Annotated in this window: 14 protein-coding genes; 3 read left to right on the forward strand and 11 right to left on the reverse strand. The window is 53.1% G+C overall.

The window, feature by feature from the left end:
- Positions 1-362: 362 nt before the first annotated feature.
- Positions 363-974, forward strand: a complete 612-nt coding sequence (locus VFE46_08650) for a hypothetical protein (GenBank protein ID HZZ28057.1) — start codon at positions 363-365, stop codon at positions 972-974.
- A gap of 410 nt (positions 975-1,384) precedes the next feature.
- Positions 1,385-2,443: a PIN domain-containing protein gene (locus tag VFE46_08655; GenBank protein HZZ28058.1), complete on the forward strand. Its 1,059-nt coding sequence runs from the start codon at positions 1,385-1,387 to the stop codon at positions 2,441-2,443.
- Positions 2,444-2,518: 75 nt separating this feature from the next.
- Here the strand turns inward: VFE46_08655 and VFE46_08660 are convergent, their stop codons facing one another.
- Complete coding sequence (locus VFE46_08660; protein ID HZZ28059.1) at positions 2,519-2,902, reverse strand: hypothetical protein; 384 nt, start codon at positions 2,900-2,902, stop codon at positions 2,519-2,521.
- 227 nt (positions 2,903-3,129) lie between these two features.
- On the opposite strand from VFE46_08660, the gene pheT reads away from it, so the two are divergent.
- On the forward strand, positions 3,130-5,145 hold the full coding sequence (gene pheT, locus VFE46_08665; protein ID HZZ28060.1) for a phenylalanine--tRNA ligase subunit beta: 2,016 nt from the start codon (positions 3,130-3,132) through the stop codon (positions 5,143-5,145).
- Between the two features lie 32 nt (positions 5,146-5,177).
- On the opposite strand, the gene VFE46_08670 is transcribed toward pheT, so the two are convergent.
- The 10 genes from VFE46_08670 to VFE46_08715 all read right to left on the reverse strand — a co-directional run.
- Positions 5,178-6,143 (reverse strand): tetratricopeptide repeat protein, encoded by a 966-nt coding sequence (locus VFE46_08670; GenBank protein HZZ28061.1) that lies wholly within the window; start codon positions 6,141-6,143, stop codon positions 5,178-5,180.
- A 162-nt stretch (positions 6,144-6,305) separates the two neighbouring features.
- Positions 6,306-6,893 (reverse strand): hypothetical protein, encoded by a 588-nt coding sequence (locus VFE46_08675; GenBank protein ID HZZ28062.1) that lies wholly within the window; start codon positions 6,891-6,893, stop codon positions 6,306-6,308.
- A gap of 205 nt (positions 6,894-7,098) precedes the next feature.
- Positions 7,099-8,085 (reverse strand): type II secretion system F family protein, encoded by a 987-nt coding sequence (locus tag VFE46_08680; GenBank protein HZZ28063.1) that lies wholly within the window; start codon positions 8,083-8,085, stop codon positions 7,099-7,101.
- Positions 8,086-8,176: 91 nt separating this feature from the next.
- Positions 8,177-9,142: a type II secretion system F family protein gene (locus VFE46_08685; GenBank protein ID HZZ28064.1), complete on the reverse strand. Its 966-nt coding sequence runs from the start codon at positions 9,140-9,142 to the stop codon at positions 8,177-8,179.
- An 86-nt stretch (positions 9,143-9,228) separates the two neighbouring features.
- On the reverse strand, positions 9,229-10,542 hold the full coding sequence (locus VFE46_08690; GenBank protein HZZ28065.1) for a CpaF family protein: 1,314 nt from the start codon (positions 10,540-10,542) through the stop codon (positions 9,229-9,231).
- 189 nt (positions 10,543-10,731) lie between these two features.
- Positions 10,732-11,955, reverse strand: a complete 1,224-nt coding sequence (locus tag VFE46_08695) for a response regulator (protein HZZ28066.1) — start codon at positions 11,953-11,955, stop codon at positions 10,732-10,734.
- Between the two features lie 184 nt (positions 11,956-12,139).
- Positions 12,140-13,984 carry a pilus assembly protein N-terminal domain-containing protein gene (locus tag VFE46_08700; GenBank protein HZZ28067.1) on the reverse strand — a complete coding sequence of 615 codons (1,845 nt, stop codon included), beginning with the start codon at positions 13,982-13,984 and terminating at the stop codon, positions 12,140-12,142.
- Between the two features lie 298 nt (positions 13,985-14,282).
- Positions 14,283-15,293, reverse strand: coding sequence for a Flp pilus assembly protein CpaB (gene cpaB / locus VFE46_08705; GenBank protein ID HZZ28068.1), 1,011 nt, complete (start codon positions 15,291-15,293; stop codon positions 14,283-14,285).
- A gap of 80 nt (positions 15,294-15,373) precedes the next feature.
- Entirely contained in the window at positions 15,374-15,907 is a 534-nt protein-coding gene (locus VFE46_08710; protein HZZ28069.1) for a TadE family protein, read from the reverse strand.
- Between the two features lie 131 nt (positions 15,908-16,038).
- A partial coding sequence (locus VFE46_08715) for an A24 family peptidase (GenBank protein HZZ28070.1) occupies positions 16,039-16,369 on the reverse strand: 331 nt, incomplete at its 5' end.

The following is a 16,369-nucleotide window of genomic DNA, read 5'->3' on the forward strand; positions in this document are numbered from 1 at the left end:
GGTTCGCTTCGGCCTAATTAAGATCATAGGCGCGGTCGCACAGCGGCTAATCATTTTTTGTGCGATTGAAGTGAAGGTAATGGGCTGGAGCCGTTCGGCATCTTAGGGCAAGCTTTGGGCGACACTCGTTGCTGCAAAGTCGTGCTGGCGGCCAACGGGACAACTCTAAGGACGGATCATTGCAACTTGAGCGCGCGCAAGCAGGGCTGATGCTTGCGGGCGATTGGACAAAACGTTATACGCGCAGTAGTGTGATTACATTACTTTAGAAGATAGTGGCAAGGGGAGCGGTCGCCAAGCATTCGTGGGCCGACGAATGCGTTGGAATTAAGTTGCAGGAGAGACGAATTCACGCGCGGCGATTGGCGGTGATCGTTCTTCTCCGTTCTTTCTCATCATTGATTGACACCCAGGAGCTAATGCTTAGCATGAGCATTGTTGAATGGAATTCCGAATCAGCACGTGGGCTGAACGGCAATGGAAAGCCTGCGCCTCAAAGCGCCAACAAACTCACTCAACGCCCACTGCATCGACTCTCGTCGGTTCGACGGCAACAAGGGCTTTCGCAAAGAAACATCGCCAGACGGCTGAATATCGACATTTCTGTCGCGCGTCTGCAGGAAGAAGAAACCAGCGATCTGCCACTCAGCCTTTTATATGAGTGGCAAAAAATTCTGGAAGTGCCCATCGCGGAACTGCTAGTCGATTCCGACGCGCCCTTGTCACCTCCGGTAATGGAACGCGCCCGAATGATCAAGGTGATGAAAACGGTAGCCGCCATTGTAGAAAAAGCGACTACGCCTTCGATGAAGCGCTTAGTGCAAATGTTGTGTGATCAACTGCTGGAGATTATGCCTGAGCTTGCCAACGTAGCTCCCTGGCATACGATCGGCCAACGGCGCACCTTGGATGAATATGGTCGTGTGGTGGAACGGCAATTGCCCGACGATATGTTCCGTCGCCACATCAAGTGAGTCATTGAAACTCAAGCGCGCACTATCACCAGAAGCAAAATTTCTGCTAACGCTCTAAGACAAGGGCATTTCTCGGGGTTTTATTAATAACGTTGGTTCTGGTGCTGATGATCGGCATAGTCGCCCGGCTCACCCTGGGCGAGTAGCACTCAAGCACATGTTTTATGCGCAATGTGGGGCTGCCTTGGACATCGATCTTGTGCCAGCCGACTTCTGTGAACGTACCCACCACTAGGTACTGCTCGCGCAATGTGTTAGAATGGATCGTTGGGCTGTCTTTGATCGCAGTTCCACCTTCCTTTTGGGAATGCATTCCGCGCGATCACCGGCATTCGACGGCGCTGGTAGTATTCATTCGAGTTCGACAAACCTGCCGTTTTCCGGCTTGAGCGGTTCGTTCGATGCCTACAATTGCCATCATCATCTTGCGCTGCCTGCTCCTCATGGTTTCGGCCGGACTGGGCGTTGGGCTAATTAACTCGCCGCTGCTGCCCAAAGAGCCGACTTGGATTCCCTGGGGCGTCTTTATCGGTTGTTTGGCATTGGCGGGAATCGTCATCGGCCTTGATGTGCTCGTGCGTCGAAAGCGAATCGAGACCATGTCAGCCGTCTATTTTGGATTACTCGTCGGCGTATTACTCACCTATGTAGTGCGCTTGGCATTGACGCCACTGCTACCCGACCCCGCAACGCTTTCCAGCCACGACGCACAACGCGCTCAACAAATTATGTATTGGGTGCTTGTGGGCCTGGGCGCAATCATCTGCTATACGTGCATTTCCTTGCTCATTCAAACCAAGGATGATTTTAGATTCATCATTCCCTATGTTGAGTTTTCCAAAGAAATCAAAGGCCGCCGACCGTGCATTTTAGATACTAGCGTTGTGATTGATGGCCGGATTGCCGACGTGGTGGATACCGAAATCTTCGACACCCAATTGGTAATGCCCCGGTTCGCAATTGGCGAGCTACAAGGCATCGCAGATAGTTCCGACAAACTTCGGCGCAGCCGCGGCCGGCGCGGGCTCGATATTTTGAATAAGTTGCGCTCGAATCCCAAAGTCGATTTGCTGATTTTCGACCGTGATTTGGCCGAATTCAACGGACAACCCGTCGATATGAAATTGGTTCTACTGGCTAAACATCTGAACGGAAAGATTATCACCAATGACTATAATTTGAACAAAGTTGCCAAGTTGCAGGGCGTAGGAGTGATCAATCTCAACGATTTGTCCAATTCGCTCAAACCCGTATATTTGCCAGGTGAATCGACCGAAGTGCGAATTGTAAAGCCCGGCGAAGAAGCCGGACAAGGCATTGGTTATTTAGACGACGGCACCATGGTTGTCGTCGAAGGAGGTCGTGAGCACGTAAACCAGATGGCACGGGTAGCCGTTACCAGTGTGCTGCAAACCAGCGCCGGCCGGATGGTGTTTGGACGATACGATGGACCGGGCCCAGGAGCATAATTTCAAGCTCTCTGCGAATCGTGGATGTATCGCCGCTCTCGAATCCAGCGGTACGTTCTAATCGAATCCACGCAGCTATGCTGCCCGGCGCTGATCTTCCTGTTCCGGGTAAGACACAGTCTGATTGGCCTTCGCAGTTCTAGCATCGCTCATTTGCAGTGGATGGCGACGCTTGCGCCAGCGGCTAAAAAGATCGTAAGTCAACAAACATGCTATTCCTACGAGTCCATGCTGCAAGGTCGAAGGACCTTCGCCCGCCAACAACCATTGAAAAATCTGGCACGCCATTGCTGATTCTCCATGTCCAGTTTTCAGAATACGCAATGCGGAACAATATCCTTGGGAAACCGTTCCGCTTGATGTTGATGAGCAAAGTCTGACAGGCCGAGAGAAAGCCTGGAAATTGTAGCGATCCGCTACGCTGGCTTCTACATCATTTTCGGCTGATTTGCTGGCCATTTACAATATTTCCAAGGAGATGCTGGACAAAGTTACTATTGACCGATTGAACACCGAACAGGTCGCGGACTTCAGCCGCCAACGGGAAGCACCAACCCAGCATGCATGCTGCTAGTGAAAGGCGGCGAAACGAGCAATCATTCCCCGGCTTTAAGCTTGAACATTTATTGACTACACTGGCCCGGTTCAATTGCCTCCGTAAGCTTTCTTAATCGTTCGGCCCGCTCATGATTGTTTCCTGGAACTGGCTCAAACAATACGTCTCGCTGTCGATGCCTCCAGAGGAATTCGAGCGGCGTTTGATGCTGGCCGGCTTGAACCATGAAAATACAAAATCCGTAGCGGACGATTTGGCGATTGACCTGGAAGTTACCAGCAACCGGCCGGACTGTTTGGGGCATCTTGGAATTGCCCGGGAAGCGGCTGCGATTTTCGGCGTGCCGCTCACGATTCCTAATCCTCAGCCGCCACAAGGAAAAACCTCTGTTGCAGAATTCACTAAAGTAACGTTGCAATGCCCGAACTTGTGCAACCGTTACACGGCCCGTCTCCTCCGCGGTGTCAAAGTGCAAGCCAGCCCGAAATCGATCACGGATCGGCTAAGCACGCTGGGCATTGCGGCCATTAATAATGTCGTCGACATCACGAATTATGTGTTGATGGAGTGCGGCCAGCCCTTGCATGCGTTCAATTTTCAAAAGCTCGACGGCCGTGAAATTATTGTGCGGGAAGCTCGCAAGGGGGAACGGCTGGAAGCGATCAATCACAAAACCTATGAGCTGGAGCCCGGCATGTGTGTCATTGCGGATCGCAGCCGAGCCGTGGCCTTGGGCGGCGTGATGGGGGGCGCCAACACAGAAGTCACATCGTCTACGACTGACGTACTAATCGAAGCCGCGGAATTCGATCCGCTTTGTATTCGCAACACGGCCCGAAAGTTAGCCCTGCACAGCGACTCATCGTATCGCTTTGAACGCGGGATAGATTCAGAAGGAATCGAATGGGCTAGCCGACGGTGCTGCGAACTGATTCTACAAATTGCGGGCGGTGAATTGGCCGCCGGCATCATTGATGTCGGCAGCAAACCGTCGCCGCGCGAGCTAATTGTGTTGCGATATGCACAGCTTAAGCGGATTTTAGGAATTGAGATCGATCGGCAAAGGGTCGAACAAATTCTTCAAAGCTTGAATGTCAACTCGTTGGGTTCAACTGAAAAAGAAGGCAAATTTATCCCGCCGAGTTGGCGTCGGGATTTGACTCGCGAAATTGATTTGGTCGAAGAAGTAGCCCGCATTCATGGTTACGATGCCATTCCGGAAGATGTGAACGTGCCCATGGCTGCCAGCCAAAAGACCCCGCGCGATCGGGTGCTGGCCAAAGTGCGGGAAACATTAATCTCGGCCGGAATCGACGAAGCCATGACGCTTAGCGTGGTCAGCGAAGCAGCTTCCGAAGCATTTAGTCCGTGGACTCAACTGCCGGCGCTCGTTTCGTCGACTCATATATTACGACGAGCTGACCGGTTGCGGCGGAGTTTAATTCCCAGTTTGCTGGAAGCGCGGCGGAATAACGAGGCACTGGCGAATCCGAGCGTCGAATTGTTAGAAATTGCCCGAGTATATCTGTCCCAAGCCGGTGCATTGCCCGACGAACCGTTAATGTTGGGCATCACAAGCGGGGCCGATTTCTTCAGCGTAAAGGGAGTTCTGGAGCGAATTATTTCGCGGCTGAATCCTGAAGTGTCCTTGGAAGTTGCTGATTACACTCACGAATTGTTCCGCCCGAGCAGGGCTGTGGAATTGCGTCTGGCCGGCAAGCGAGTTGGATATCTCGGTGAAGTAAGTTCAGCGGGCTTGAAAATGTTCGAGTTGCATGGTTCGACCACGGTGGGAGAAATAAAAATTGCTGAATTAGAAGCGATTGCTAACCTGGTGCCACAAGCAACGCAGCTTTCAACCTACCCGGCAGTAACCCGTGACCTGAATTTAGTCGTTGACGATTACGTTCGTTGGGCGGATATGCTGGCAACCATACGCAGCGCTGCGAGAAGCGCATTAGAAACGGTCGAATACCGGGACACCTACCGCGATCCACAACGATTGGGGCCTGGCAAGAAAAGCCAGTTGCTTACCATCACCTTACGCCGGCAAGATGGAACATTGACGAATACGGAAGCTGACTCCGTGCGTGATGAAATTGTGGCTGCCTGCGCTTCTACACATGGTGCTTCGCTGCGGGCATGAAGCAATGGCGAGCGAGCCAATCTAACAGTCACTCATTGCACTGGGGGCAATGCACGCAAATCGTTATTCAGCGGCGGAACGTTTTGCGGTGTCTGTGCGATGTTTGGGAAAGCCGCTTGAGTCGGAATGCGATTTGAGGCAGGCGGTACGGGTGCAATCCCGTAGGAGCCATACTTTGGAGATTGCACGCTGGCCATCCGCAGCTGCTGATTGGTTGAAGCCTCATAGACGGGAGTTGCCGGAGCAGGATTGGCTGCGATTCGGGCGGCAATTTGCTGGCTCCATTGTCGTGCTTCCGCAAACGCTGGGTCCAATTCCACAGCGTGTTGGAAATGCGCTTGAGCTAAGCCAATTTGACCCCGCTGCTCCAGCAATATGGCCAGATCATAGTTGGCAATCGCTTCGTTATTCACCGCCTTAAGTTGTGCCAACGCTTCATCCGGCTTGTTCTGATCGACCAACAGGGTAGCCAAATTATTTCGATACAATGCCTTTTCCGGCTGTAATTGTACGGCCTTCATTAGATTGGTTTGCGCTTCGGCGGCCATTCCACGGCGCGCTACACACAGACCCAAATCGTTGTATGCGGCGGCTTCCTTAGGATTCGCCTTAATAGCCCGCTCGTAAAGCTTTGTCGCTTCGGCCAGCTTAATTTGGTGATCCATCAAATGCGCGTACGAGAGCAGGGCCGGCACATAGTTGGGAGATTCTTTGAGTGCCTTTTCGTATTGCGCTTCGGCGCCGGAAAAATCGCTGCGCGATTCGCACAGTCGGGCAGTGGCAACGTACAAATCCGGAGTGGCCTTCTCTTTCTTGGCAAACAGACCGCCGCTCGTTGTTGTTGAAGCCGTGGCTGAATCAGTGCTAAATGTAGACGTAGCGGCCGATTTTTTCGGCGACATCCAACTAAGAGATGGACTGCTAAACCAGCCGGTGCAACCACTCAGTGATACAGCGAAGCAAGCAAGCAGGCAGATGAATTGCGAGATTGAACTCACGGTGCACCTCGCGGTATCATTTGCACAATCATGGCAGCTTCGATCGATGCTAGCAAAGCGATGGCACATAGGCAGTCTCGTAGGTATCCATCGACGTGGGCTCGGAATCCGCATAAGCAGAACTTGCCAACGGTAACGCTTTTAACGGGGAGGAGCGATGGCCTATGGGCTGCCGCCGCCCGATGAATCATCGTCTTGCTGGAATGCCTTCACCTGCGGCTTTGGAATGCTGGTCATGAAGCCGTTGTACCAAGTGTTGACGCCAGCAACGTTCTCGGCAGGCGTGGTAGCAGGTTCCAAGTTACTTACCAACACGGGCGGCATGGGGCCAGGGCCCACCATTTGAGCCGTGGCTGCTTGCGCTGTCGCCAACCGCTTAGCAGTCACATCTTCGGTCCAACCCTGGGCAACAAACACGCTCCGGAACGCAACCGGGTTGCGGGTTAAAATTTCGTGCACTTTCAATTGGCCCGCTGGTGATAGCTTCGTGTTACCGGACTCAAAGTGGGCATCGCCCAATAAATCTTGTGTTTCCCATCCCTTGGCCACTTGGGCATCGACAACATTCCATACGCTAGCAGTGTCTACATCGACAAACGGCTTGGTCCACGCATTATTACGGTGCCAATCGACCCAAAAATTATGCCACGGGCTGTTGGGCTGATAACCATTCGAAACATCGCCAGCCAGCCCCGGGGTTGTCACACCAAATAATAAGGCAACCGTAATGGCAATCAGTGGACGGAGCATGATGGCATCCTCCTGCGTGGTTCTATCTGCGAAAAACTAGATGTGCCGACGGCGAAAACATTAGCACGGGAACATATCTTCCCTATCGGCTAGCGCGCCAGGCATACTCTGCAAGGCGCATATTAATCCGCACCACTTCATGGATCGACAGCTTTTCGCGAATCGTTAAAGCTTACAGGCATGCCGCAAGTTACGCGCGACCTGCTTACTTATGTCCCTGCATCACAGGGAACATTTCGCGAACCATGGTGATAGCAGCCGGGCCGACAAGCACCACAAAAATGCCCGGGAAAATGAAGATCACCAAAGGAAAGATCAGCTTCACCGCGGTTTTGGCGGCTTTTTCTTCTGCTAGTTGGCGCCGCCGCGTGCGCATCGAATCACTTTGCACACGTAGCGCCTGAGCGACGCTGGAACCAAACTTATCCGCCTGAATTAATATGGCCGCCAGGCTGCGCACGTCATCAACCCCGGTGCGTTCCCCTAGATCGCGCAGCACGTCGTTGCGGCTTTTACCCATCTGCAAGTGAAAATTACACAGGCCGAATTCCTCGGAAATTACACGCGCGGTGCGGCGCATTTCCTCCGTAACTTTGCGCATCGCCTGATCTAATCCCAGGCCTGCCTCCACACAAACCACCAACAGATCAAGCGCATCGGGCAAGGTGAGGAAAATGCTTTGTTTGCGCCGGCGACCAATAAACCAAACAACAAGGTCCGGAAGATAGAAAAAAAACGATGCGACTATAACTGTGTAGATCAACGAATCAGTATTGGCGCCTTTGATCAGGACAATGCTGCCGCCGCCCAAAAACAAGCCGGCCATGAGCCCGGCAAACTTCAAGCCCAAGAACGTCCCCGCCACGGCGTCGCCTCGGAAGCCAGCTTGCGAAAGTTTTTGCTTGAGCTTGCTGGTTTCAACCTCCGTTTTCGGTTGCAAGGGAGCTGAGAAAACGGGAGTCGCTTTCTCCAGCATTTTGGACATCGCGTCTTGCTTTTTGGCTCCCTTGCCAAGTTTTTCGCGGCGGCGGTTTAAAGGATTGCGCAATTCCTCCAAGCGCTCGGTGGTTCGATCTCCTTTGCCGGCAAACACGTTGAGCACCCAAAACACGATGACCGCAAACAGGCCGAAGACAGCAATCGGCACAATTCTTTCCATCGTGAGCAGTGCATTGGCAATGAGCAGAATCATGATAGCTACGCAAATTTAAATGGTTGAGTTAATTCTGTAGCAGTGCGTTGGAGTGCGCCGGTGTTTCGTTTTCGCCAGAGAATTGTCGCCGCTAAACTTTGATATTCACAATTTTTCGGATGACTAAAGCGCCCAAAATTTGCATCACAACCCCGCCGGCCAACATCTTTTTGCCGATGGGGTCAGTGAACAGCACGGTCACATAATCGGGGTTCAGGTAGTAGACGGTCGCAAACAGCACGGGCGGCAGCGCCAACAACACAATTCCAGATAAACGACCTTCGCCGGTTAGCGCCTGCACTTGTCCCCAAATGCGGAAACGTTCGCGAACCAGACTGCCAATTTTATCGAGGATCTCGGCCAAATCGCCGCCGGTCTGACGTTGCAACACCAGGGCTGTGCAAAAGAATTTCAAATCCAGGTTCGGAACGCGATTGGTCAGGTTCTTCAGTGCTTCGTCGAGCGAAATGCCCAAATTTTGTTCTTCGTAACAGCGCTGAAATTCGATGCCAATCGGCGCTTTCATTTCTCCCGCCACCAAATTGAAGCCCGCGCTCAAACTGTGTCCCGCGCGCAGCGCCCTGGCGATGAGCTCTAAAGCATCGGGGAGCTGCTTTCCAAAGGCGCGCAATCGGCGGCGGCGGCGGAACAACAACCAAAATAATGGCAACAAACCAGCCAGCACGAAAAAGACCGGAATGAATGCGGGATTCAGGCCCGTGGCAACCGCCGCGACCGACCCGGAAACACCCATCACCCCGCTAATGATGCAGAACTTGGAGGGCGTCAGCGACGTGTCGGCCTGCACAAACAACAAACTGATTTGGCGGAAGCTCCCCAGAAATTCAGCAAAGGCCCCTTGTTTAAAGGATAACGGTTGGCTGAGCACACCCGCATCTTGCAGAATATTTTTAGCTCCACCGGCTTTATTCGCAGTCAGCAAAGCTAAACGATCTTCGTTGCGGCTCGATTGGTCACTGCGCAGTAGCAACGCCACGCCGCCGACAAGTGCGGCGACGGCAAAAAATGCAGCAATCGAAATCAGCAGAGGGGACATAAGACGCTAAAACCACAGGCGATTGAATGTTTTTTGTTCGACCAGCCGACCACTCCCGGGCGACAGCCTAAAATTCACCTTAAAACTTAGCACTGCAACATGGTTCGTTGGCGAAATGCACTGGCGGGCAAACGGACACCTGCCCGTTCCAAACGTTCCATAAACGTGGGACGAATCCCTGTCGCTTCAAAACGACCCACGGCACGGCTTGCTTCGTCAATTCCATCCTGGCAATACAGATAAATGTCCTGCATCACGACCGTTTCCTGTTCCATTCCCGTGATCTCGGTAATATGAGTTATTTTTCTCAGCCCGCCTTGGAGGCGATTGGCTTGAATGATCAAATCGACCGAGCTTGCAATCTGTTGGCGCAAGGCCTTCAAAGGCAATTCGAATCCGGCCATGGTGATCATGGTTTCAATGCGCGAAATGGCGTCGCGCGGCGAGTTGGCGTGCAGGGTGGTCATTGATCCTTCGTGACCGGTATTCATGGCCTGCAACATATCAAGCGTTTCCGCTCCGCGGCACTCGCCGATGATCACTCTTTCAGGCCGCATACGCAGGGCGTTTTTCACCAAATCGGTAGCGGTAATTGCCCCTTTGCCTTCGATGTTCGGTGGCCTGGTCTCCAAGCGTACAACGTGTTCTTGCTGGAGCTGCAATTCGGCCGCGTCTTCGATGGTCACAATGCGTTCATGACCGGGGATAAAGCTGGACAAAGTATTTAGCAATGTCGTTTTACCAGAGCCCGTACCGCCGGAGATGAGGATGTTCAGCCGCGCTTTGATGGCGCCTTCCAGCAGCATGACCATTTCCGGCGTGAATGCTTTATAGTTGAGCAGGTCTTCCAACTTGAGTGGATTGGCGCCGAAGCGACGGATGGAAACAGCAGCTCCATCCAATGCCAACGGCGGAATGATGGCGTTTACACGGCTGCCATCCGGCAACCGGGCATCAACCATCGGGCAGACTTCGTCCACCCGGCGTCCCACGCGCGACACAATTCGATCGATGATTTGCAGCAGGTGCGAATTGTCGCGAAATTGAACGTTGGTTTTTTCCAGCTTCCCGCGACGTTCGACATAAATGTGCTTGGGGCCATTGATCAAAATATCGCTGATCCCCGAATCTTTTAGCAGCAATTCTAGCGGGCCTAGGCCGAACGTTTCGTCGAGCACTTCTTCGACCAGGCGATCTCGCTCGCTGCGATTCAGCAGATGATCTTCCGTGTCGCACAAGTGCTCCACGACGAGCCGAATTTCCCGACGCAACACATCGCCTTCGAGTTCACCCACGCGCGACAAATCGAGCTTGTCGACCAATTTGGTATGGATCCGACGCTTCAAAGCCTCAAAATCGGAGGACGAAGTTTTATCGCCTGGACGAGAAACAGTCGGCATGGGTTTAATCGGCGGCATAGAAGTGTGGAGCTAATGGAGTGAAAATGGGGACGGGTATACTCCCGACCCCGACAACCATAGCTCACATTTAGCAGCGTCGGCGTCGCAAAAAAGCGACTGCCAGAAAAGAAAAGTTGACGGGAAATGTGGCAGGACGCTCATCCGAAGCGTCGGTGCAGCATCCAGCGACTATTTTTTGCTGCCAAACAATCCCTTCCACCGCGAGCCTTTTCCTGCTTTGACGCTTTCCTCGATATTGGCGGCTGAATTTTCGGATACCGCGCCGGAGCTGAACCGCTCGGCCATTTCGACGATCGCTTGCGTGATCGCTGCTTTGGCCGCATGCTCTAAAAGCGGCACGCCATTGTTGCGCACTTCGGACATGGTGCGATAATCGTTCGGCAGTTCCCAGAAAATTTCGCGGCCGATGGTCTCTTGCGCCTTTTTGGAGCTGATTTGCGACGCATCCAGCCCCACCCGGTTGACGACGATTTTCACCTTCTCTTTTAATCCCTCGATTTCGCCGAACGACATCATCAACCGAACCACATTTCGCAAACACGGCAAATCAAGCTGGGTTACCAACAACACTTCGGTGGCCGTTTCCAGTGCAACCATGTCCAAGGCGTTGTAGCCCTTGGAAAGGTCGATGATTAAATGCGTAAAGGTCGCCTTCAACAAACCAATCATTCGTTGCAGATCTTCCGTAGTGATCTGGGCGGCGTCCGCTAATTGAACCGGGCGCGGCAACAGGAACAGCCCGGACGAATGCTTGGTCAGCGAGCGCTTGAGAAGCGTGAAGTCAAGTCGTTCCACATTTTGGGCCACGTCGACCAGGGTATAGTCGGGAATCGTGTCGAGAAACACATCGGCATCGCCGAGACTTAAATCGAGATCCACGAGGCAAACCGAGTTCTTCGAATCCGCAGCCAATGCGCAACCTAAGTTGACTGCCAGGCTGGTAGTGCCGACTCCGCCCGTAGCTCCGCACACAGAAATCACCTGGCAGCCACGAACTTTGCCTTCCCCCTTGCCAAACTGACGCTCGCTCAATCGCCCAAGAGCACCAACTAAATCTTCAATTTTAAGCGGCTTGGGCAAGAACTCTTTTGCGCCGGCACGCATGGCGCGCAGGATCAAACTGCCATCAGTCGATCCGCTAACGACCAGAATGCTGCACTGAGGCGATGCCGCCGCCAACTGCTCGACCAGCTTCAACGCTTTGTCCGGATCAGCATCGAGAGCGACAACGCCAATATCGGGATGCGTTTGCGCAATGACATCCGCGAAAAACTCGTAGCGGGAGCATTCCGCTTCCAACCACACCATGTCCAGGCCAAGCAAAATCGACTTGAGCGATTCCCGTGATGGATCGCTAGGGTCGACAATGGCTAGCCGTAAAACGTTAGTCATGTTGTAATTCTGGAAACATGCCGCACTGCAGTGAAGAACCGCCTAGCAAAGATGAATTCTTATGCCGTCGATCCAATGCTGACGCAAGCATGTTGCCTCAGGCATCTGCACAACATTAAGAATTCGTCTTCAAAACTCCACAGGCAGCGCGTTGACGTCATAAAACTTAGGGCACGAGCGCTCTCTAGTTTAATACGTCATATCCAACCGGCCCGATGAAACCAGGCGAGCCGCCCGAAGGAATCGCCCCGTTTGCCGGATACTGATTTTGCACCGTAGGCGGTTTGTAACGGTTATCCGTACTGGATGAAACGGATGGCGTGGCAGACGGCGGGGATGCCACGGCAGGTGGCACAGCATTGGGTAGGCGTGCAATCCGGCTGGTTTGATTCATGCTATTGCTGGTCGTATTGCCCGATCCAGGTGCATAACCAGATGACGTCGGCCTGGCAGGCGGAGGTGGGGATGGAATGGGTTCCGGCGATGCGGGAACGATACCGCCAGGCATCGGTCCCATCATAAACGGCGCGCCTTCGGGTCCATATCCTGGGCCTTCGCGCAAGTCGCCTGAGCCACAGGCGGGGTTGCAGCCATAAGGACCACACGGACCCTTTGAAGGCACTTCGTTGTAACCTTTGAAATACAGGCCACAATCACTGGGAACATCGGTATGCATGCCGGGGAAGCACTGCGGAACTTCGCAGGGATCCAGTGCTTGGACAATCTCAGGCGTAACCAGGAATAACAATTCTACTTCTTCTTCTGTCTGCTTCACATGACGGAAGGCTGCGCCAACGTAGGGCATTTCACCCAGCCAAGGGATTTCCTGTTTTTCTGCATTCAACCTCTTTTGCACCAATCCTGCGATGGCCAACGTTTGCCCTGCTCTCATTTCCACGCCGGTATCTACCTGACGTAATGTGAAAGCGGGGGACTCTACGCCTGGCGCAATCTCAAAACTTTGCGTGGGATCAAGTTCGCGATCAATCGGGCGGACTTCCAACCGAATGTTTCCATTCCCCAGGACGATGGGCACAAAGTCAACCGTAATTCCGGTGTCTTTATAGGCTACGCTAACACCGTTCAAAGTGGAGTTGGCCGGATAGGGAATTTCGCCGCCAACTTTGAACTGTGCCGGACGACCGCTGACGGTAACCAGCGTGGGATCGGACAAGACCTTCAACAAATCTTCCTTTCGCAGGGCATCCAGGAAGCCAAAGAAGGCTGTATTGTTCTTCACCAAGCCAAAGCGAACCGTGTCGCCCAACGCGGAGGGTGCCGCGGTGCCGGCAACCGTTCCAGGAGCAAGGAGATTGCTAATGCTGGACGCTAGAAAACTTCCGCCGTTAACGGAGGCGAAGTCAAAGCCTAACTCTCGCAGCTTCGTTCGCGACACTTCTGCCACCTTCACGTGCAACATGATCTGTTGCACGCCGCCCACCTGAATGTTCGGCACGACCTTGGGATAATAATCTTGCGCGATTTGAATAATTTGGCTGATTTGATCGGCGCGATCGACAAAACCAGTCAACAGCACGCTGCTGGCCATTGGACGAACACGCAAGTTAGCGGCAGGAAATTCTGCGCGAAGCAGTTCCGTCAACTCGCGCGCGTCGCCAGAGACCACGCAATCGACGGTATAGATTTGGCCTTTCTCGTTCCACAAATTGATTTGGGTTACCCCGGCTTTTTTGGCCAATACCTGAATTTCGTTGGGAGACAGCGCGGTCAATTCCAAGATTTCACGATTATTAACCTGGGCGCGAGGAATGTTTTGGTCCAGTGTTAAAATGCGGCTGGCGTTGACCGTCATTTCCATCCGTTCCGAGGGGCCCTGAATGTGGTGAATCAAATCGTTTGCCACAGGCGCGAAACCCGACGGAATTGAAAGATCGTTGGAATGTTGCGGATCAGCGGCAGGGCTTTGTATCGCCCCCGGTGTTTGAGTTACGCCCGGCGTTTGAAATGCGCCGGGAGTTTGAATGGGACCAGGCGTCTGAATAGCGCCAAATGCCGGAGCGGGCGGCATTGTCCGAATCGGATTCGCGGATGGCAGCGGAGCGTTTAACTGCTGAGCGTATGCATTCTGATTTACAGTGCATGCGATGACGATTGCGGCCATTGTGCGCGCAGCAGCAACCTGTCGGAAATTGCGTGAGAACATCCTTGTCCCCCTCTTGTGCTATCCCTAGCCTAGGAATTTGGTGTCAGTGAAAAGATGAGTGGATTAACGAGGAACACCTCGTAAGCCATGGGTCGTGAGCGAGAAATCTATAAGTGTTTGGGCGTCGTTTTCTTTCCGTAGCCGTCTCAGCAAAGCAAGGGCTTTATAAAGTCGGCTGTGCGGGCGATTGATTTGGGGAAGGGGTAACTACTGCAGCAGACGATTGGCCGCCGCTGCCAGTGGCGTCGACACTGTTATTTTGCCAACGGTCATCCTTGTTTTTTCGGCTGAATTCAACCCGACTCAGTTCGTCACCCTTTTGGAGCGTCATTGTAAAATGTTCTTCGGGATTCAGCGTTGACGCCGGCGTTGGTGCTGTTGACGGGGCAGAACCGGTTTGTTGTTTCAACCAATCGAGAATTCCTCCGCCAGATTTTGTCAAATCCTGGTCGTGGTTTCCTTTCGTTTTGCCAGTCAGAATCTCGTTTTCCTCGGTCCCCGACGTATCCGCCACTTGTTCGTCATTGGGATTGCGAAGCACAAGCCGAATATGCCCTAATTCGCTGGCCAGCGCAATCGTTTCCGCCTCACCGGGCGTGACAAGCAGCGATACCGTCTTGGCCGTAATCGATTCGTCGGATTTATTGCCCTCCGTCGGTCGCCACTGTTCGTTGATGGCAAAGACGCGAATGTTTTGCAAAATGGTTTTCGCTACCTGGCTCTGCGAAATCGTTCCATGCTTGATGGAGACGACAATATCGACCCGATCGCCCGGTTGCAATAAATTTCCCGTGGCGCTGACTGCGTCCGCCGGCACGGCCACCACTCGATAACCATGTGGAATTTCTTGAATGCGGTTGTCGACAGCAAACTTTGCCTTGCGGATCGGCTCACCCACCAAAATGATTCCACCCGCGCGTTGATTTTCCAGTTCCTTGATATCGTGGACCACGTCGGCAGGAATCTTTTCCTTAGGCCAATCTTCCAGTTGCACGTTTTTGTCCGACAGGGGCTCGTTGACCTTGATATCGTGACTGGCCACCAGGATTTTATCCATCTCCACCACGGGGGCCTGGTCGTGGTTGCGGTTTTGCATCACCTGGCTAATGCCGATGGATGCCACCAAACCACAGCCTAAAGCCAGCAACAACAAAATCAACGATTTGGGTCGCATAATTTGCTCTCACGTGAAACTTCAAGTTCGAGTCTTCGATCGCAATCGAGGCGCTGCAACTTGAGATTTTGGATTCAATTTTACTGTACGCCCTCTCGCCGCATCACGGACGTCGCCGACAGGGTTGTTGAACCAAGGTACAACGGAGTCGGCAACCAACTGACTTTTGAAAATGGAATCGATACGCTCACTGTCACCGGGCTACCGGTAGTCTGGCTGCTCGGTGGATTTGGAGTTACCGTAATGGTTGTGAAGGTTGTGGATATTTTGGCGGCGGTCAAATAATTGTTGACTGCCGTTTGAACATCCGAATAGGTCGATCCGTCCAGCACGCCCACTCGGGCGCCTTCCCGCGCAGCATTCGTAATGACTTGCTGCACCATCACCATTCGGCCGTATTCAACCATGCCGAATACGAGCAGGAAAAATACCGGGGCAACGATTGCGAATTCAACGACAGCGGCCCCTCGTCGGTGTCTTCGGCAAGTCCGGCAGAACTTCTCCACTTTCGGCGCAGGTGCCGTCAGATTTACCGAAGTTACCTGGCTTTGACCGCGCAACGCACGGTGATAGCATCGCAAAGTATTCATGTTCATAGCAGCAATCCAGCCCAAAAGAAGTAAGCAATGGTGCCAATGGCGATCGGAATGCCATAAGGCAGTAGCAGCATCGTGCTTTTTCGTTCCGCGGCAATGGCAGCTAATTCGGTGGGTTTACCGATGGTAATTACCTCGCCGACAATCGATCAGAATTGATCTTTATGGTGTTTCCATTTATGCCGCAGGAGGACCATTGTCAGAGCAATCACTCCGCCGACCAGCGCCGATATACAGAACGAATAAAATGTGGTTGTGGCGCCAACCCAAGCTCCCACGCCTGCTAGCAGTTTCACATCTCCGGCGCCCATGCCGCCAATTGCGTATGCTGGCATCAGTAACGCCAATCCCACCACCGTGCCTAACAAGCTTTCCCCTAATCCTGCCCAGCCTGCTGTGACGGCGCCGAAAACCCATCCGCTAATAATCATGGGAAACGTAAGCCAGTTGGGCACGCGTAATTGCCGACCGTCGATCACG

It is taken from the genome of Pirellulales bacterium, assembly GCA_035656635.1.
Taxonomy (GTDB): Bacteria; Planctomycetota; Planctomycetia; order Pirellulales; family JADZDJ01; genus DATJYL01.